At 73.2% G+C, this 18,437-nt stretch carries 19 protein-coding genes; 4 read left to right on the top strand and 15 right to left on the bottom strand.

Annotation, left to right across the window (positions count from 1 at the left end; translation table 11 throughout):
• Positions 1-49: 49 nt before the first annotated feature.
• Positions 50-1,333 carry an adenylosuccinate synthase gene (locus RND61_RS10640; RefSeq protein ID WP_315877607.1) on the top strand — a complete coding sequence of 428 codons (1,284 nt, stop codon included), beginning with the start codon at positions 50-52 and terminating at the stop codon, positions 1,331-1,333.
• A gap of 173 nt (positions 1,334-1,506) precedes the next feature.
• On the opposite strand, the gene RND61_RS10635 is transcribed toward RND61_RS10640, so the two are convergent.
• The gene (locus RND61_RS10635) at positions 1,507-3,045 is read right to left on the bottom strand and encodes a substrate-binding domain-containing protein (RefSeq protein ID WP_315877606.1); all 1,539 of its coding nucleotides are present in this window, start codon (positions 3,043-3,045) and stop codon (positions 1,507-1,509) included.
• A gap of 244 nt (positions 3,046-3,289) precedes the next feature.
• Here RND61_RS10635 and RND61_RS10630 point away from each other — a divergent pair, with 244 nt between their 5' ends.
• Both RND61_RS10630 and RND61_RS10625 read left to right on the top strand, forming a co-directional pair.
• Positions 3,290-5,014: a SpoIIE family protein phosphatase gene (locus tag RND61_RS10630; protein ID WP_315877605.1), complete on the top strand. Its 1,725-nt coding sequence runs from the start codon at positions 3,290-3,292 to the stop codon at positions 5,012-5,014.
• Between the two features lie 158 nt (positions 5,015-5,172).
• Positions 5,173-6,069: a glycoside hydrolase family 19 protein gene (locus RND61_RS10625; RefSeq protein ID WP_315877604.1), complete on the top strand. Its 897-nt coding sequence runs from the start codon at positions 5,173-5,175 to the stop codon at positions 6,067-6,069.
• A 117-nt stretch (positions 6,070-6,186) separates the two neighbouring features.
• Here the strand turns inward: RND61_RS10625 and RND61_RS10620 are convergent, their stop codons facing one another.
• The 4 genes from RND61_RS10620 to RND61_RS10605 form a co-directional block, all read right to left on the bottom strand.
• Entirely contained in the window at positions 6,187-7,065 is an 879-nt protein-coding gene (locus RND61_RS10620) for an alpha/beta fold hydrolase (RefSeq protein WP_315877603.1), read from the bottom strand.
• A gap of 162 nt (positions 7,066-7,227) precedes the next feature.
• Positions 7,228-7,671: a GNAT family N-acetyltransferase gene (locus tag RND61_RS10615; RefSeq protein WP_315877602.1), complete on the bottom strand. Its 444-nt coding sequence runs from the start codon at positions 7,669-7,671 to the stop codon at positions 7,228-7,230.
• A gap of 404 nt (positions 7,672-8,075) precedes the next feature.
• Positions 8,076-9,170, bottom strand: a complete 1,095-nt coding sequence (locus tag RND61_RS10610) for a peptidoglycan-binding domain-containing protein (RefSeq protein WP_315877601.1) — start codon at positions 9,168-9,170, stop codon at positions 8,076-8,078.
• Positions 9,171-9,605: 435 nt separating this feature from the next.
• Positions 9,606-10,199: a TetR/AcrR family transcriptional regulator gene (locus tag RND61_RS10605; RefSeq protein ID WP_315877600.1), complete on the bottom strand. Its 594-nt coding sequence runs from the start codon at positions 10,197-10,199 to the stop codon at positions 9,606-9,608.
• A 112-nt stretch (positions 10,200-10,311) separates the two neighbouring features.
• Between RND61_RS10605 and RND61_RS10600 the strand changes: the two genes are divergently transcribed.
• Positions 10,312-11,202 carry an NAD(P)-dependent oxidoreductase gene (locus RND61_RS10600; protein ID WP_315877599.1) on the top strand — a complete coding sequence of 297 codons (891 nt, stop codon included), beginning with the start codon at positions 10,312-10,314 and terminating at the stop codon, positions 11,200-11,202.
• Between the two features lie 265 nt (positions 11,203-11,467).
• Here RND61_RS10600 and RND61_RS10595 read toward each other — a convergent pair whose 3' ends face one another.
• From RND61_RS10595 to RND61_RS10550, 10 genes are all read right to left on the bottom strand, one after another.
• Positions 11,468-12,463 (bottom strand): NAD(P)/FAD-dependent oxidoreductase, encoded by a 996-nt coding sequence (locus tag RND61_RS10595; protein ID WP_315877598.1) that lies wholly within the window; start codon positions 12,461-12,463, stop codon positions 11,468-11,470.
• 182 nt (positions 12,464-12,645) lie between these two features.
• Positions 12,646-12,894, bottom strand: a complete 249-nt coding sequence (locus RND61_RS10590) for a hypothetical protein (RefSeq protein WP_391653224.1) — start codon at positions 12,892-12,894, stop codon at positions 12,646-12,648.
• Positions 12,891-13,121, bottom strand: coding sequence for a hypothetical protein (locus RND61_RS10585; protein WP_250335498.1), 231 nt, complete (start codon positions 13,119-13,121; stop codon positions 12,891-12,893). Before RND61_RS10585 ends, RND61_RS10590 begins: the two co-directional genes overlap by 4 nt.
• Positions 13,118-13,300, bottom strand: coding sequence for a DUF397 domain-containing protein (locus RND61_RS10580; RefSeq protein WP_315877597.1), 183 nt, complete (start codon positions 13,298-13,300; stop codon positions 13,118-13,120). The genes RND61_RS10585 and RND61_RS10580 overlap by 4 nt, the downstream gene beginning before the upstream one ends.
• A 354-nt stretch (positions 13,301-13,654) precedes the next feature.
• Entirely contained in the window at positions 13,655-13,963 is a 309-nt protein-coding gene (locus RND61_RS10575) for a hypothetical protein (RefSeq protein ID WP_315877596.1), read from the bottom strand.
• Positions 13,960-14,349, bottom strand: coding sequence for a hypothetical protein (locus RND61_RS10570; RefSeq protein WP_315877595.1), 390 nt, complete (start codon positions 14,347-14,349; stop codon positions 13,960-13,962). Before RND61_RS10570 ends, RND61_RS10575 begins: the two co-directional genes overlap by 4 nt.
• A complete protein-coding gene (locus RND61_RS10565) occupies positions 14,346-14,603 on the bottom strand; it encodes a hypothetical protein (RefSeq protein ID WP_315877594.1) in 258 nt (85 codons plus the stop codon). The genes RND61_RS10570 and RND61_RS10565 overlap by 4 nt, the downstream gene beginning before the upstream one ends.
• Positions 14,604-14,715: 112 nt before the next feature.
• Positions 14,716-15,885, bottom strand: coding sequence for a helix-turn-helix domain-containing protein (locus RND61_RS10560; RefSeq protein WP_315877593.1), 1,170 nt, complete (start codon positions 15,883-15,885; stop codon positions 14,716-14,718).
• 283 nt (positions 15,886-16,168) lie between these two features.
• The gene (locus RND61_RS10555; protein ID WP_315877727.1) at positions 16,169-17,014 is read right to left on the bottom strand and encodes a putative protein N(5)-glutamine methyltransferase; all 846 of its coding nucleotides are present in this window, start codon (positions 17,012-17,014) and stop codon (positions 16,169-16,171) included.
• Between the two features lie 672 nt (positions 17,015-17,686).
• The gene (locus RND61_RS10550) at positions 17,687-18,313 is read right to left on the bottom strand and encodes a DJ-1/PfpI family protein (RefSeq protein ID WP_315877592.1); all 627 of its coding nucleotides are present in this window, start codon (positions 18,311-18,313) and stop codon (positions 17,687-17,689) included.
• Between the last annotated feature and the right edge of the window lie 124 nt (positions 18,314-18,437).

The raw sequence follows: 18,437 nt of genomic DNA, 5'->3' as shown, positions 1-18,437 counted from the left end.
CTCCCGCCCCTGGCCTTGGACATGCCCCGCCCGGAAGGGGTGTACGCCTGTGCCCGCACTTGTGCTGCTCGGTGCTCAGTGGGGTGACGAGGGCAAGGGAAAGGCCACCGACCTCCTCGGTGGATCCGTCGACTACGTGGTGCGCTACCAGGGTGGCAACAACGCCGGTCACACGGTCGTCGTGGGCGACCAGAAGTACGCGCTGCATCTCCTTCCCTCCGGCATCCTCTCCCCCGGATGCACCCCCGTGATCGGAAACGGCGTCGTCGTCGACCCGGCCGTCCTGCTCTCCGAGCTGAGCGGGCTGAACGAGCGCGGTGTCGACACCTCCAAGCTCCTGATCAGCGGCAACGCTCACCTCATCACGCCGTACAACGTCACCCTCGACAAGGTGACGGAACGGTTCCTCGGCAAGCGGAAGATCGGTACGACCGGTCGCGGCATCGGCCCGACGTATGCCGACAAGATCAACCGCGTCGGCATCCGCGTCCAGGACCTCTACGACGAGTCGATCCTCACCCAGAAGGTCGAGGCGGCGCTGGAGGTCAAGAACCAGCTCCTCGCCAAGATCTACAACCGGCGCGCGATCGAGGCCGGCAAGGTCGTGGAGGAGATGCTCCAGTACGCGGAGGAGCTGAGGCCGTTCGTCGCGGACACGACGCTGATCCTGAACAACGCGATCGACGAGGGCAAGGTCGTCCTCTTCGAGGGCGGCCAGGGCACGCTCCTCGATGTGGACCACGGCACGTACCCGTTCGTGACCTCGTCGAACCCGACCTCCGGCGGCGCCTGCACCGGCGCCGGCGTCGGCCCGACGAAGATCAGCCGCGTCATCGGCATCCTGAAGGCGTACACGACCCGCGTCGGCGCCGGCCCGTTCCCGACGGAGCTGTTCGACGAGGACGGCGAGGCGCTGCGCCGCATCGGCGGCGAGCGCGGCGTCACCACCGGGCGCGACCGGCGCTGCGGCTGGTTCGACGCGGTGATCGCCCGGTACGCGACGCGCGTGAACGGCCTGACGGACTTCTTCCTCACGAAGCTGGACGTCCTGACCGGCTGGGAGCAGATCCCGGTCTGCGTCGCGTACGAGATCGACGGCCGGCGCGTCGAGGAGCTGCCGTACTCGCAGTCCGACTTCCACCACGCGAAGCCGGTCTACGAGTACCTGCCGGGCTGGTCGGAGGACATCTCCAAGGCGAAGACCTTCTCGGACCTGCCGAAGAACGCGCAGGCGTACGTGAAGGCGCTGGAGGAGATGTCGGGCGCGCCGATCTCCGCCATCGGCGTCGGCCCCGGCCGCACCGAGACGATCGAGATCAACTCCTTCCTGTAGACCCCGTAGTCCTGTGGTTCCGCAGTCCCCGTAGTACCGCCCCGTGCCCGGGGCCCCGCGCACCCCCGCGCGAGGCCCCGGGCACGGTGCTGTGCCGCCGTGCCGCGCCGTTGTGACGCCGTCGGCCGTGCCGCGCGCTGCCGCGCCGCGCCGTGCCGCGACCGGACCCGGGTTCACGGCTCGGCGCAGACCCGCAGCCCCTCGGGGGACGCGCAGGGCAGGTGGCCGTGGGTGCGGACGACGTCCTGGCCGCTTCCCCGCACCAGGTAGCCGAGGAAGCTCGACACGAGCGAGTCCGCGGGCGGCCGGCCGTACGTGTACGCGTACTCGACCTCCCGGTACGGGTATCCGCTCTCCGCCACGTCGTCGATCGACGGCGTCCGCCCGTCGAGGTCCAGCCGGTGGAGCCCCCGTAGGTCCTGGCCGGAGCGCAGCTCGGTGTAGCCGAGCGCGCCGGGCACCTCGGCGACCGTCGCCATGACCTGCCGCGTCGAGTCGACCTCGCACCGCAGCACCCGCGCCGCCGGATCGGCCTTCACCCGGCAGTCGCCCGACGACGGCGCCGGCTCGTACCCGCCGAGGACGCGCCGCTGGAACACCTCCCGCGTGCCGGAGTTCGTGTTCCGGCTGACCAGGGCGATCGGCAGGTCGGGGCCGCCCAGCTCGGACCACCGCCGCACCTCGCCCCGGTAGACGCGCCGCACGTCGGCGGTGGTCAGCCCGCGCAGCGGCACGCGGTCGTTGACGACCAGGGCGAAGACGGACACGGCGACCCGGTTCTCCCGCAGCTCCTCGTACCCGCGGTCGGGCTTCGGCCCGTCGGACAGGGCGACGACGGCGGGGGAGCCGCCCCGGTGCCGGGCCCCCGCCTCGGCGAGGGCGCGGATGCCGGTGGTGGTGCCGCGCGCGTCGACGGTCACGGTGGAGCCGGGGCAGTCCTCCTCGTACTTGCGCGCGGTCTCCTCCGCCACGGGCGCGAAGGCCGTGGACCCGACGACGGTGAGCGTGCCGGTGGCGCAGCCGATGGGCGGGCGGGTGTCGTCGCGGCCGACGACGATCCCGGCCAGGGTGACCACGCACACGGTGAGCAGGACGGTGATGAGCCGGGCCGGGCGGCTGAACACGGGCGGCCTGCCGTCGGAGGGGACGGCGGTGTTGGGCCGCACCTCCCCGTCGCGCAGGCCGCCGGTGACGCGGACGGGGCTGTCGACCGGCCCGCCGGTGAGCAGGAACAGCAGCTTGAAGTGCTCGCCGGGGTTGAGCGGGACGCGCGGCAGGTGGAGCGTGCCGCCGCTGTGGGTCATCCCGGCCTCGGGGGCGAAGTGCTCCATCAGGTGGTCGGCGTCTCCGGGCTGGGTGACGGCGACGCCCCGGATCTCGCGGCCGGTGAACTCGACGGTCAGCCCGTGCGGCGGGCGGCCCGTGTAGTCGGCGTCGCCGACGCTCTGCGGGCCGTCGTTCTCGATGCGGAGCAGGACGAGGGTGGCGTCGGACAGGTCCACCTCGGGCCCTTCGCCGAAGAGGCCGACCCGTACGTTGGCGCGGCCACCGCCGCGGACGTCGCTGCCGATCGGGGTGTCCATCTGGACGCGGTACCCGAGGCGCTTGCGGCGCGGCACCCGCCGCTCGTACCAGAGCGCGGCGACGGAGGCGAGCACGCCGAGGACGGCGGTGAGGACGGCGACGACGTTCTCGGCGCTGAACCACTCCACGGGCGCTCCCCCTCGCTCGCACAGGTGTCCGGCGGGACGTGTGGAGGTCACGGTAGGACGCGAGGAAGCACGGCGCGGACACGGGTGCCGTATGTTCATACGAGGTTCAACTCCACCGGCGCAGGGAGACCGCGCCAGGCCGCGCCACGGCGCGCCGAGGCGTCAGTGTCCGGTGGAGGGGAAAAGGTGAGGACAGGCGGCACCAGAGTGCGGGCCCCGGTCGGGGCGGGAGGCGAGCGGGCAGATGACGGCCACGGGAGCGGCGGACGCGTCCGGCGGGGAGTCCCCGGGCGATCCCCGCGGTGTGCTCGCCGCGGCGCTGGGCGAGATCGCGGCGGGTGCCTGCCTGCTGGACGAGAGCGGCCGCATCATCGTCGCCAACGCCGCGGCCGAGGAGGTCCTGGGCCGGTCCGCCGCGGAGCTCGTCGGCCGGGACGCGCACGAGCTGCTCCACCGCGACCGGCACGGCGCCCCCACGCCGAGGGCGCACTGCGCGCTGCGGAAGGCCGCCCTCGCCGGGCGCACGGCCCAGAGCGACGGCGAGTGGGCGCTGCACGGCGACGGGTCGCTGCTGCGGCTGTCGTGGCTGGCCACGCCCTACGCCCGGGGCGGAGGGACGCCGGCCACCCTGGTGCTCTTCCACCCGTACGAGCCCGTCTACCCGGCCTCCGGGTCGTCGGCGCGGATCACCACGCCGCTGTCGGAGCTGGAGCGGCTGGCACTGCTGGCCGAGACGACCACGACGCTGACGTCCACGCTCGACGTGGACGAGGCGCTGAACCGGCTGGTGGGCCTGGTGGTGCCGCGTCTCGCGGACTGGGCGGTCATCGACCTGATCAGGGAGCCGGACGAGGTCTGGCGCACCGCCGTCGTGCGGGCGGAGGGCGACGCCCTCGTGCACGTGGAGGACCTGGAGGGCCCGATGCCGCCGGTGCCGGAGCAGTCGCCGATGCCCCTGTCGCGGGCGCTGCGCGGCGAGTCGTCCGCGCTGGCGGGCCCGGAGACGTACCAGGGCCTGCCGGACTCGGGGATCGCGCTGGAGCAGCGCCGCCTGTTCGAGACGACGGGGATGCACTCGGCGGTCATCGCGCCCATCCGCGGCCTGCGGGAGGTCCTCGGGGCGCTCACCCTGGGCCGTTCCGAGCGGCCGGAGGTGTTCACGGGGGCCGACGTGGCGCTGCTGGAGGACATCACGCGCCGGGCCGGTCTCGCCCTGGCCAACGCCCGCCTGTACCAGCGGCAGCGGAAGGTCGCGGAGACCATGCAGCGCCACCTGCTGCCGCAGTTGCCGACCGTGCCCGGGCTGGGGATGGCGGCCCGGTACCTGCCCGCGCCGGACGCCTCGCACGTCGGCGGCGACTGGTACGACGCGTTCATGCTGAGGGACGGGGTGCTGGCCCTGGCCATCGGCGACGTGGTCGGCCACGACCTGGACGCGGCGGCGGGGATGGCGCAGCTGCGCAACATGCTGCGCGCGTACGCGTGGTCGCAGCGGGGTCCGGTGAGCGAGATCGTCGACTGGCTGGACCAGGCGTCGCTGCACATCGCGGAGGTCTCCATGGCCACGCTGGTCTTCGGCCGGATGACCGTGTGGGACGACGGGCGGTGCGAGCTGTCCTGGAGCAACGCCGGGCACCCTCCGCCGCTGCTGGTCACGCACGACGGCGTGGCGCAGTACCTCACCGAGGGCCACGGGGTCCTGCTGGGGCTCGGGCCGCACAAGGCGCGGACGGGCCGGGCCGAGGCGAAGGTGGAGCTGCCGCCCGGGTCGACGCTGCTGCTGTACACGGACGGCCTGATCGAGGAGCCGGGCCGCTCGATCGACGAGGGCCTGGACCGGCTGCGCCGGCACGCCGCGGCGCTGGCCCACCGGTCCGTGGAGTCGTTCGCGGACGAGCTGCTCCAGCGGGCCAGACCGGCGCAGAACGAGGACGACGTGGCGCTGCTGGCGCTGCGGATCCCGGGCTGACCGCCGGTGCGGGTGGCGGGCGTGCGGCGGACGCCGACGCCACCCGCACCGTGACGCCCCCTCACGAACCCCGCGTGGTCATCTGGTCTAGACCCCTTGACAGGTCCAGACCAATGCGGTGGAGTGGCCGGCACCCCCCCACGCGAAGGAGTGATGACGTGTCACGACGCTTCGGCGCCCTGCTGGCCGCTTTCGCCACGGCGGTGGGCCTGACGGCCCTCCTGCCCGCCACGACCGCCTCCGCCGCCGACTGCGCGGCCCCCTGGAGTTCGTCCGCCGTCTACGTGGGCGGCAACACCGCCTCGTACAACGGCCACAACTGGCAGGCGAAGTGGTGGACCCAGAACGAGCGCCCCGGCGCGGCGGTGGTCTGGGCCGACCAGGGGACCTGCGGTTCCGGCACGCCCGGCCCGGGCCCGACGGACCCGGCACCGTCCGGATTCGTCGTCTCCGAGGCCCAGTTCAACCAGATGTTCCCGAACAGGAACCCGTTCTACACGTACAGCGGGCTGAAGGCGGCGCTCAGCGCGTACCCGGCCTTCGCGACGACGGGCGGCGCCACGGTCAGCCGGCAGGAGGCGGCGGCCTTCCTGGCCAACGTCAGCCACGAGACGGGCGGCCTCGTCCACATCGTGGAGCAGAACACCGCCAACTACCCGCACTACTGCGACCAGAGCCAGCCGTACGGCTGCCCCGCGGGCCAGGCCGCCTACTACGGGCGCGGCCCGATCCAGCTCAGCTGGAACTTCAACTACAAGGCGGCGGGCGACGCGCTCGGCATCGACCTGCTGAACAACCCGCACCGCGTCGAGCGCGAGGCGGCGGTCGCCTGGAAGACGGCCCTCTGGTACTGGAACACCCAGAACGGCCCCGGCACGATGACCGCGCACAACGCGATGGTGACGGGCGCGGGCTTCGGCCAGACGATCCGCTCCATCAACGGCGCGCTGGAGTGCGACGGCAGGAACCCGGCGCAGGTGCAGAGCCGGGTGTCGAAGTACCAGCAGTTCACGCAGATCCTGGGCGTCACCCCGGGCGCCAACCTCTCCTGCTGAGGCGGCCCCCGCCTTCCCGCCCCGCTCCCGGACGGCCCCGTCCGGCCCCAGGCGCACCGCGCCGGGGCCGGCGGGGCCGTCCGCCTTCGGCGGCTCGCCGCCTCCGTCCGGTCCCCGTCAGGCCGTCCCCGTGTGGGCGAGGATCGCCTTCGCCAGCGGCTCCAGCACCGGCCGGGGCAGCGCGTGCCCCATGCCCGGGACCTCCACCAGTTCCGCGCCCCGGATGACCTGCGCCAGGTGCTGCGCGTGCGGCGGCGGGAACACGGGCTCGGCGGTGGCGGACACGACCAGCGTCGGTACGCCGGTCGCCGCCAGGGCCTCCGTGCGGAGCATCCCCGAGTGGTCGGCCCGCCCGTGCGCGGTGCTGACCCGGGCGTGCCCGGTGTGCGCGACGATCCGCCGCTCCAGCTCCCGCACCGCCTCCTCGTCGAACGGGATGCCGTCGCCGTTCAGCAACCGCCAGTGCGCGACCCGCCAGTCCAACTCGGCCTCCGGGTCCAGGTCCTCGGGGCGGTGGGCCCACATGTCCAGGATGCGCGGGTCGATGGGCGGCAGTTCCTCGACGGGCGTGACGCTCCCGTCCGGCCGGGTGTACGGGGTGGTGCTGAGCGCGCAGGTGCCGATGAGCGTGGCGGTGCGGAGCCGTTCCGGGTGGTCGGCGAGGAGGAGCTGGGTCAGCATGCCGCCCAGGGACATGCCGACGACGTGGGCCCGCTCCACCCCCAGCCCGTCCAGCACCGCCAGCGCGTCGTCCGCGAGGTCGGTGATCGCGTACGGCTCGGTCTCGTACGACCAGGTCGAGCGGCCCGTGTCGCGGTGGTCGTACCGGATGACCCGGTGGTGCGCGGCCAGCGCGTCCACCAGCTCGTCGGGCCAGCCGAGCCCGGACGCCTGCCCGCCCATGATCAGCAGCAGCGCCGGAGCATCGGCGTCCCCCCGCTCCTCGGCCCACAGGCGGACCCCGGGCGCGACGTCGACGAAGTGTTCACGGTGCATGGGTGTTCCCCCTCGGGCCGGAGCCATGTATTAGACGAGACGTCTCGTCTCGTTTCGTGAGTACACCGTAGCGCGTCGCGGAACGGCCCGCACGGTTTTTCCCGCGGGGGTCCGGTCGCGCTCGCGCCACCGGACCCCGCGCCCCCTGCCGCGTGCGGAGGGTCAGGCCAGCCGCAGGTCGATCCAGGGGATCGTGTCGCCCTCCAGCAGGTACCGCTCCACCTCCACGAAGCCGTGCCGCAGGGCGAAGCGCAGGCCGGACTCGTTCGAGGCCAGCACCACCGTCTCGATCTCCGTCGCGCCCAGCTCGCGGGCCCGCCGCAGGCCCCGGGCGTACAGCTCCCCGCCGTGGCCCCGGCCCCGGTACGGGGGCAGGATCCGCGCGATCACCGTCGCCGTCCCCGGTGCCTCCGCGGTCGGCGGGCGCACGGTGGAGCACCCCACGGCCGTGTCGCCGAGGTAGGCCACCTCCAGTACGTTCCGCCCGGAACGTTCGCGGACGTCGTCCGGGGACAGCAGGTGCGTCGGGATGATCTCGTTGTGGATGCGCCGCCAGTCCTCGACGCCGGTCTCGCCGTCCACCTGTTCGATACGGAGTTCGCTCATCCGGGCAGCCAAGCGGCACCCCGCCCGACCGTCAACCGACTTGCGACCGGCCGCTCCCGGGCCCGACCCGGGCAGGCCCGGCCCTTCCCGATCCGGTCCTTCCCGAACCGGTCCTCCCCGATCCGGCCTGGGCCTATCCGGCCCGACCCGGATAGGTCCGCCCCGGCCCCTCCCGATCCGCCCAGGTGAATCCGGCCGGCCCCGATCCGGGCCGACCCGCCCGGATCCGATCGGCCCCGGCCCGCCCCGGTGCGCCGGCCCGGTGCGCCGGCCCGGGGCTCCTCGCGGGGCCCCGCGCGCTCGCCGGCGCACGGCACCGCCCGCCGGACGGGCTCCGCGCGTCTCGCCTCAGAGCCTCAGAGCCTCAGAGCGGCAGAGCGGCAGAGCGGCAGAGCGGCAGCGCGTCAGAGCATGAGCGCCCCCCACGTCTGGGGGCCGACGACACCGTCGACGGTGATGGCGAGGCGGGTCTGGAACCTGCGGACGTGCCTCTCCGTCAGGGAGCCGAAGACCCCGTCGACCGCGAGGGCATCGAGGTCCGGCACACGGGCGTTCAGGAGCCGCTGGAGCTTGCGGACCGCCGGGCCGCGCGAGCCGTTGCTCAGCGTCGGCGTCCCGGCGGCGTCCTCCTGCGCCGTTTCACCGCCCAGCAACATGCCCCAGGTCTGGGGACCCGCGACGCCGTCGACCTCGATCTCGACCCGGCGCTGGTACTCGCGGACGCGATCGTCCGTCACGGAGCCGAAGTCCCCGTCGACCTCCAGGGGGTGGAGGTCCGGCATGTGGGCGTTCAGCAGCCGCTGGAGCTTTTCCACCGCGGCTCCCCGCGAACCCCTGCTCAGGGTGGGCGTGCCGATGCCGTCGTCCACGGGGGGCGTGCCCCCGCCCGAGACCCCCGACGGCTGGACGTCCAGGTACAGCGCGTACACCCCCAGGTCTCCGTCACCGTCCGTACCGCTGCAGACGAGCTCGTCGGTGAACTGCACCACGCGCGGATCGTCGGGGCGCTGGAGGATGCGGCGGCGACTGTTCGCGTCCAGCAGCTTGTCCTTCGGGATGAAGACGGCCGACGGGTTGAACGGGTCGTCGGCGAGGCCGAGGAGATCGCTCACGGCGTTGACCAGGGATTCGGACAGGAGGTCGATGAAGGGCTTGAGCACCGTGCCCGCCCCGCCGGTCAGCTTGGCGACGGCCGCGGTCGCCGCGGCGGAGAGGGCCTGGGCGACGGCCTGCTTCTCCTCCTCTATGTCGCCGGAGTCGTGCTGCACGAGCGCGAGCGACACGCTGAGGTCCTGCGCCGGTCCGGAGTACAGCAGGCGCTGGGCGCTGAAGATCCTCAGTCCCGGAGGCCCGAACCGCAGCGTGCCGCCGTCCGGGAACTTCAGCGGCGGCTGCGGAGACAACCCGGCGATCACCTGGACGCTGCCGAAGATGTCGTCTTCCACCTCTTGTCTGATGCGGCACTCAAGTCCGGTCCACACGACCTTCACGTCAGCCATGGCGCATCGGATCCCTGTACTCAGGGCCGGACGGCGAGGCTGATCCCCCGCTGGCCGTGCCTGCCCGACCGCGTGAAGTCCCGCACCCCGCCCCGTGGGCCGCGATGACGGTGACGAAGTGGGGCGGAACGCCTCTTACCGACACTCTAAGCCTGGTGGGACGAGGTGTCCTGTGTGGGCCGGACACGCGATCCGCCCCCCCTCGGGGCGGGGGTGGCCGGCGCGGTCCGACCGGGGCGTGGAGGGGGTGCGGGGTGCGCCGGCCGCGTGCTTCCGGGCAACGCGTCCGAGGCGGTCGGCGAGCGGACCGGCCACACGTCACAGTCGCCCCCGCTGACCCGCTGACCCGCTGACCCGCCGACCCGCCGATCTGCCGATCCGCTGGCCTGCCGGTCCGCCGACTCGCCGGTCCGCGAGGGGCCCAGGAGGGGCGGCCTAGGCGTACGAACGGATCAGGCGGGCCAGTTGGCGGCCCGCCATCCGCAGGGGCTCCTCGCTGTGGTTGACCTGGGCGGTGACCTCCGCGCCCTCCAGGGCGCCGATGACGGTGGTCGCCAGTTCGCGGGCGTCGGCGGCGGCGAAGCCGGCGCCCAGCAGCTTCTCGGAGACGAGCCGCTCCCAGTCGCGCAGCGCCTCCGCGCACGCCTGCTGGATCCCCGTCTCGCCGCCGAGCGTCTCCAGGGCGGCCGCCGTCACGGGGCACCCGTCGATCCACCCCGACGCGCGCAGCTCCACGGCGAGCCGGACGGCGCAGTTCTCCACGGCCTCGGCCGGGTCCTCCGCGCTGTCCAGCGCCTCCCGCAGGAACGCCGCGAACTCCGCGCCGCTGTGCCCGATCGCGGCGACCGCCACGGCTTCCTTGCCGCCCGGGAAGAAGTGGTAGACGGAGCCGAGGGTGGCCTGCGCCTCCTTGGCGATCTGCTTGATGCCCGTCCCGACGTACCCCTGGCGCTGGATGAGGCGCGCGGCGGTGGTGACGATCCGGTCGCGGGTCCCGGCGGAGGAGGCGGTCGCGGTGGCTGTCTGCATGGGGCGATCGTACCGAGAAAATGAGTAGAGCGTTCGTTCTAGGGGTGTGCTACGGTCGTGTCCTCGCCTGGATAGAGCGTTCGTTCTAGAGGTGTCCCGAAAGGTGGATCCCATGAGCAGCACGTCCGTCAACGCCCCCGCCCCCGTCACCGTCATCGGTCTCGGCCCCATGGGCCGCACCATGGCCGGTGTCTTCCTCGACCGCGGCCACGCCGTCACGGTCTGGAACCGCACCCCCTCCCGCGCCGCCGACCTCGTCGAGCGCGGCGCCCACCTCGCCGCCAACGCCGAAGAGGCGCTGGCCGCCTCCGAGTTGGTCGTGCTGAGCCTCACCGACTACGACGCGATGTACGCCCTGCTGGGCGACGTCGACCCGGCCGCCCTGAAGGGCCGCGTCCTGGTGAACCTCACCTCCGACACCCCCGACAAGGCCCGTGAGGCGGCCACCTGGGCCGCGAAGCGGGGTGCCACGCAGCTCACCGGCGGCGTCCTGACCCCGCCCTCGGGCATCGGCGACCCCGCCTCCACCACCCTCTACAGCGGCCCGCGCGACGTCTTCGACGCCCACCGCGCCACGCTGGAGGTGCTGTCGGGCGCCGACCACCGGGGCGAGGACCCGGGGCTGGCGGCGCTCCTGTACCAGCTCAACATGGTCATGTTCTGGACCGCCCTGTCCGGCTACTGGCAGGCCCTGGCGCTGGCCGGCGCCCACGGCCTGACGGCCGCCGACATCCGGCCGCTCGCCGTCGACGCCCTGAACCTGGGGCAGTTCGTGGAGTTCTACACGCCCCGCGTCGACGCGGGCGACCACGGCGGGGACGTCGACCGGCTCTCCATGGCCGTCGCGAGCACCGAGCACGTCCTCCACACGGCGGCGGACGCGGGCCTCGACACGACGGTCCCGGAGGCCGTCGCCCGGATCTTCCGCCGCGCCGCGGAGGCCGGTCACGCGGCGGACAGCACGTCCGTCCTGGTGGAGGTGCTGAAGCGGCCCGCGGCCTGAACCGGGTGCAGGGGAAGGGCGCCGCGACACCCGGGCCCCGGGGCCCCGGTTCCCCACCCCCGTTGTGTTCTCCGTGGTCCTGGGGCCGCCGCCCGTACCGGCGGTCCGCCCGTGAGCGGGCCGGGCGGTGGCGGATCGCCGGGGACTTCCCGTAGCGAGCCGTCTTCACCGGGCCCCACCGGCGGGGTGGGGCCGCCGGCCGTGCGCGGCCCTCCGGAGCCATGGGCGCGGATCCCCAGGGCGTGTCGTGGCGCTTCCGCTTCCCTCACGCCGTCGCACGCCCGGGCCGGCGCCGCGCGCGTGCCTCGGTGGCTCGCCGGGCGTCTTCGAGGATGAGGTCCATGTTGATGGCGCCGCCCGCGGTGGTGCCGGCGCCGGCGGACTGGGGGACGGCGGCGAGGACGTCGCTGACGTTCCCGGCGGCCCACACGCCGGGTACGCCGGTGAAGCCGGAGGGGTCGACGGCGACCTGGACGCCGGGGACGGCGGGGTGGGGGCCGAGGGGCAGGCCCAGGTCTTCGAGGAAGCCGCCGCGGGCGGTGAAGGCGGGGGCGACGACGAGGGTGTCGAGGGGGACGACGGTGCCGGAGGCGAGGCGGGCGCCGGTCAGCTTGTCCTGCTCGGGGTCGGATTCCAGGGCCACGACATCGCCGTGGACCACTTCGATGCCGAGGGCGGCGAGCTGGTCCCACTGCTCCTCGGTGAGTTCCGTCCGCGCGTGGTGCGCGAACAGGGCGACCCGGTCGGTCATCTGCCGGAACAGCAGGGCCTGGTGGAAGTTGCCGAGGACGCCGACCTTGGTGTCGCGGGCCTCCCAGCCGTGGCAGTACACGCAGTGGATCACATCGTGTCCCCACCGCTCGGCCAGGCCGGGGATGGCGGGCAGTTCGTCGACCAGGCCGGTGGCCACCAGGACGCGCCGCGCACGGGCGCGCTGCCCGTCCCGGGTGGTGAGGACGAACCCGCTGTCGTCGCGCGCGACCCGCTCGACCCGTCCGGTGACGAATTCTCCGCCGTAGGAGGCGACCTCTTCGCGGCCCACGCGCAGGAGTTCCAAGGGGGAGATGCCCTCCCGGCCGAGGATGTTGTGGGCGCCGACCCGGACGGCCGGGGCGTTGCGGGGTTCGCCCGCGTCGATGACCAGGACAGAGCGCCGTACGCGGGTCAGCAGCAGCGCGGCGGAGAGTCCGGCGGCGCCACCGCCGACCACGACGACGTCCCAGATGCGATCTTCGATGTTCTTCAGCCCGTTGGTGTCCATATCGGCACCGTCGCCCCGCCCGGCCCCCGAGGGCAAACCTCGTTGCCGTTTCCGCAATGATCCCGATCGTCCGTGCGCGTACAGCGGCTGTGCTTGCCGCTTTCGTGGCGGTCGGCGCTGTGAGGCGGTGCCCGCCGTTCGCATCCGGTGTCCACGGCGCGGCGGATCGCGTCGACGGTCTCTCAGAGGAAGACGACGCGGACGACCGTGACGGTCGCGACGCCACGGCTCACGTAGTACCGGATCACCACGCCCGACACCGTCGCCTCCCGCCGGTCCTCGTCCGTGCCGATCGGCACCGAGCCGTACCCGTAGGGGTTCGGAGCCAGTTGGGCACGCATCCCCGCGTCGAACCGGGTGCGGAGGGAGGCGCCCATGGAGTCGAGGGCGAGGTCCGCCGGCGGCGCGTACTGGAGGCGGTAGCAGCTCACTCCCGTACGCCCTCGCCGCGTGCCAGACGGTCGAACAACTCGGCGTCCTCCCGGTCCGCGTCCGTCGTGGACAGCGCCCAGCGGGCGAGCGCGATGGGCAGCTCCGCCACCGGGACGTGCGGGATCTCCGCGTCGAAGGCCCGCGCCCGGTCCTCGTCCAGGGCCGCCCGGATCGCCGCGATGGTGCCGGGAAGTTCGACGAGCCGCCCGGCGATCACCGTTCTCACGGGGCCGTGGCGTCCGCGAGGGACGCCGTCCAGGACGAGGGTGCGACGGCGAAGGAGCCGCCGCCGGGGTTCTTGGGGCCCCGGACGTGACCGGTGCGGGAGCAGACGGCGGCCTCGACGCACTCGCCGCCGTGGGGGATGCCGTGGCTGGACTTGAACCACTGGGGGGTGTCGCTCATGGCTGTTCTCCTGCCGACTGCTCGATGGGACACAGCGATTCAGGAAGGGAAAGGGACTGTCCTCGGATCCTCGCACACCGCTGCGCGTACGTGCGCGCCTTCGCCGGGTCGCCGAACAGAGGGATCCCGTCCCGGGGTTCCGGGTGGACGAGGTGTTCGTGCCCCGGAGTCTCCACGATCACGCCCACCGCACCCGCGCGCCCGACCGCCGGCCTGCCCTGGCTGATCGCCGCCGCCCGGTACCGCGTCGGTCGAGGCACGCAGGGAAGTTCCGTGGAAGTCACCCCCACTGGGGGCCTGGAGGGGGGAGGTGATGCGTCTCCCAGCGAGAGCAGGGTCCACAAGAGAGACCGTTCAAGTTCTCTCCCAGGTGTGTGGTCCTTCGTGGTCGTCGTACATGGAGCATGCGTCCATACGGTCGGGGCTCGTCGCCGGGCAGTCGGCCAGCAGGAGGACCCGTGGTTCCGGGTTGCTCCATTTCGCCCACTCCACCCACACCGCTCCCACGGTCAGGCTGATCACGCAGGCCCGGTGCGGTGCGTCGTGTCCGCCCGGTTCCAGGCAGTAGACCGGTCCCACTCCCGGTGGTTCGCGCCACCGTTCGGTGATCTCCGTCGTGGTTCCCTCGGGGAGGGTGAACCCGTACCAGCAGTTTCCGATCACGTCGGTCGGTACACCTGCCGAGAGCCGGGCGTCATGACCCAGGGTCGGGGCCGGCCGGCCAGGTGCAGCACCCGGCCACCGGCACCGTGGGCGCGCATGTCCTTGACCTGGTAGACGTTCCCGTCCTCCACTCTCACCCAGTCGCCCCGCCGCACGTCCAGGGGCGTGATGGTGAGGGGCACGGTGTTCGGTGGGTACCGCAACGGGTCCGAATCCAGCTCGGCCGGCTTGACCAGCTTGCAGCGTCCGGGCATGGCCCGCCAGATGTACCCGACCCGGTTCTGAAGGATCAGAACGCCCAGCTCCTGGCGCCGGACCCTGCCGAACGTGTTACGCGTGAGGTCCTTGACCAAGTCCCCCACCTGGAACGTCACGGTGGCCGTCACGGGCGGACCGCCTTCAGGGTCCGGGTCAGCTCGCGGGCCGCCGGGATGGACACGGACCCCAGGTGCCTCGCGTGCTTCCCGGCAGGCGGCGGCTCCGCCGGGCAGAGCGCGGACATGTGCACACCCACGCCCCGCAGGGCCGCCATCAACTCCGTGTACGCCTCCGTGGTGTCCTGGTGGGCACGCCGGGCGCCGGCTCCCCCGGCGTCCGGCACACGCACCGGGATCACAGTTTCAGCTGTTCCGTTCGTCATCGGGTCTTACCTGTCCCTTGCGGCTCGGTGTGATGAGAACCACGCTAAGGACAGGAAGACGCCCTCTCAATGTCACTTTGAGAGGGCGTTAGATAGAAGTGACAACAGTGAGTTACAGGGGTAGCCGCAATACGTCGGCCAGGACCCGCATCTCCGGTGTCAGGGTGCGTCGATGTTCTATGACGATCGAGAGGATTTCACGAGCGTACCGTTGGTGCGGTAACCACTCCGGTGAGGTGTGCCAAATGCTCGTCAACTCCCTCACTGCCTCCGCGTACTGCCGAGTTTGGGCGTATGCCTTGGCCACGTCCAAGCGGTGGCGATTGTGGTTGGAAGGGGTGGGTGGGATGCCCACCATGGGGATCTTGTCGGCCAGTTTCAGCACCACGTCCGGGCGGTCGGAGATCATCGCATTTTCCGTGCGCTTCAAAGCCACGGTGGTGGGTCCGAACGTTCGGAGTAGATCTTCCCGAGGTCGGCGCTCTCGTCCTAGGACTACGGCCGCCCCGTGAGCTAGCCGCAAGGAATCCTTGGCTTCTCCCGCCCGGTTGTCTCGCACGGCCGCCGCCGACACCCGCAGAAGAAGCATCCCCCACACGCACAGCTCGTCCGCCGTCGCGCGGGACATCTTCGGCTCCACGTCGTCCGCCCAGCGGATCGCCAGTTCCCTGGCCTCCGCTAGCTGACCGCGCAGGAGCAACACCCAACATTGTGCGTTAGCCGTCGCGCCGCCTTGAAGGCGGTCGGCTGACGCGTCCAGGGCCATATCGAGCGCCATTTCCGCCGCGTCCAGATGGCGAGTTTGGGTGAGCAGCCATCCGGTGAGTTGGAGAAGCTGGACGCGCAGGGTCCGGCCACTCTCCTCCAAGTCCGCCAAGGTCTCCGTGTCCCGCAGCAGGCGTGGAAGGACGGTACCCAGCTCCGTGAATCGTTCCGCTCTGAACAATGGCAGCGCAGAGTCGAGCACCTGGGCCACGCCGTCTACCGTGGGTGGCTCATCCAGATCATCCGGCCGACCGACCAGGGCCTGGCGTACAGCAGCCCAGCCGTCTCCAGCCGCCGTGTCGCTTGGTTCCGCCGCCGAGCGATCCATCAGCTTGCTGGTGGGCACCCGAAGCACCCGGGCCAGTTTGTGGACCGTTTCCAATCGGGTGTTGTCCACCGTGCCTTGTTCCAGCTTTCGCACAAGGGACAGGGAAACCCCACTACTCGTAGCCAGCTCTCGCTGTGACAGACCCCGGCGCTTCCGCACTTCGCGGAGCCGGTCCCCGACGGTGCTCATGCTTCGAGAGTAAGGCCCGCGGCGGTGTTTCATCAGTCGTCGACAACCGGCTCGGTGACGGCGCGCGGCAAGCTGACGCCCCACTCCTCCCGGCCGGTCAGCTCTTCGCCAAGGCGGCCCGGGTGAAGGCGGCGCACCGGCTGGGCGTCCCGGAGCGGTTGGGCGGGGCGGTCGATCGGTCGGTGGTGTTTCCCGTCCGGTGGTGTCCGGCCGCCGGGCGGAAGGCGGACGAGGGCCTCCGCGACCAGGGGACCTTCGGAGTTTGACGGGGCGGCGGACGGGCTCAGCCGGGGTGTGCCGAAGGGGCCGTGCCCGTCACGACCGTCGCGTACCGCTCGTCGTCGGTCTCCACGCGCGGGGTCAGGCCGCGGGAGGCGAGGACGCGGACCGCCTCGGCGGACTGGCGCTCGCTCGTCTCGAACAGCAGGACGCCCTCCGGGGCCAGCCAGCGCGCCGCCTCCGCCGCGACCCGGCGCAGTACGTCCAGCCCGTCCGCGCCGCCGTCGAGGGCGACGCGGGCCTCGTGGAGGCGGGCCTCCTGGGGGAGGAGGGCGACCTCGCCGGTCGGGACGTACGGGACGTTGGCCAGCAGCACGTCGACGCGGCCCCGCAGGCTTGGCGGCAGGGCGTCGTACAGGTCGCCGTGGTGGACGTGGCCGCCGAGGGGCGTGACGTTGCGGCGGGCGCAGCGCACGGCCGCCGGGTCGATGTCGGCGGCGTGCAGGTCGGCGGCGCCGCCCAGGGCGGTGACGAGGGCCGCGCCCAGCGCGCCCGTACCGCAGCACAGGTCGACGACGACCGGCCGGGTGCCGCGCGGGGCGAGCGTGGCGGCCCGCTCGACGAGGAACTCGGTGCGGCGGCGCGGGACGAACACGCCGTCGTCGACGGTGACCCGCAGGCCGCCGAACTCCGCCCAGCCGACGACGTGTTCGAGCGGGTGCCCGGCGGCGCGGCGCGCCACCATGGCGGCCAGCTCGGCGGGGGTGCGGGCGGCGGCGAGCAGCAGTTCCGCCTCGTCCTCGGCGAAGACGCACCCGGCGGCGCGGAGGGCGCCGACGACACCGGACGGGGTGAGCGGGGGAGTGGTGCCGCCGGGCGCCGGAGGGGCGGCGGACGGCGGGGTGGTCAGGGCGTTCGGGGCGGCCGGGACGTTCGGGGTGCCCGGTACGGAGGATGCGGACGATGCGGGAGGTGTGGACGATGCGGGGGTCGTGGACACGGGGAAGCCTTTCGGGGGCCGCGTACGCGGTGTGCTCCCGGCGGTTTCGTCACGGCCGCGGCGTGATCGCCGTACCGCCCTCGGAGGGGAGCACCCAGCCTTGCCTGGCGTTGATGGGTCCCACCTCCTCGGTCCTCGTGCGTCCTGGTGACGTCCCGGGCACCCTACCTGACGGGGCGTTCCCGCCCGGTGACCGCGCCCGGGGCACGTGACGAACGCTCCGGCCCGCGAGGGACCGCGCCCGGCCCCGCCACCGGACGGCCGCCGACCCGGCCGGGCGGCCCGGCTCCTCGCAGGCGGCGGGGAACCGGCCGTCCAGGCAGAACACGCCCAGGCGGTCCGAAGCGCCGGGCCGCACCCGGCGCCCCGCCGAGCCGCACCCGGCCCCACCGGGCCCCACCGGACCGCACCCGGTCCTACCGAGCCGCACCCGACCCCGGCAGACCGCACCCGGTCCCACCGGGTCCCACCCGGCCCCACCAGGTGGCCGCCGGCCCCACCGGCCGTCCAGGCGGAAGCCCCCGGCGGCCCGGGGCGGCGGCTCCCGCTCGGGGCGGTACCCGGCGCGGTCGGCGCGCCCGCTCACGCGTCCGCCGGCTCCTCGGCGTTCAGCAACTCGTACGCGGCCGGGTCCGAGTGGTGGAACAGCCGGTACCAGGCGTCGAGGCGCTCGCCCTCGAACACGCCCAACCGGCCCAGCACCTCGCGCGCGAACGCCACCGGCTCCGTCGATCCGGCGGTGATCAGGTCCCCGGCCGTCACCGCGTCCGCCTCGACGTAACGCCCGCCGCCCGCGTACCCGGTCCCCGCCAGGTAGGCGGGGGCGGAGCTGGTGTGGGGGCGGTCGTCGAGCAGCCCCGCGCGGGCCAGCCCGGCGGTCGCGCCGCAGATCGCCGCGACCGGCACGCCCGCGTCGAGGAACGCGCGGGCCTCCGCCGCGAACGGCGCCAGGTCGTCGGTCTCGTCCCACAGGTCGGCGCCGGTCAGGATCAGCAGTGCGCTGTCCTCGGGGCGCAGGTCGGCCAGGGCCAGGTCGGGGGTGATCCGCAGGCCGCCGATCGTGGTGGCGGGGCCGGTCGTCGGGCCGACCGTGCGGACCTCGTACCCGCCGCGGGCCAACCAGGCCGTCGCGTGGCCGGTCTCCCAGTCGGCGAACGTGTCGTAGACGGCGAGGTGAACGGTCTTGCGGGGTGCGGTGGTGCTGGTCATGGCGGCCTCCTGGACGCTGCGCCGGTGCCCGTCGTGTCACGCCGCCGTCTTCCCGGCGGCTCCCTGCCGGAAGGGCGGCGCGCCGCCGATCCGGGGCGGGCGACCGGACACCTTGCCGAGCCGG

The organism is Streptomyces tamarix (genome assembly GCF_032423885.1).
GTDB classification, from domain to species: domain Bacteria; phylum Actinomycetota; class Actinomycetes; order Streptomycetales; family Streptomycetaceae; genus Streptomyces; species Streptomyces tamarix.
The sequence above is the reverse complement of the archived record's forward strand: the minus strand, read 5'-3'. Positions and strand labels throughout refer to the sequence as shown.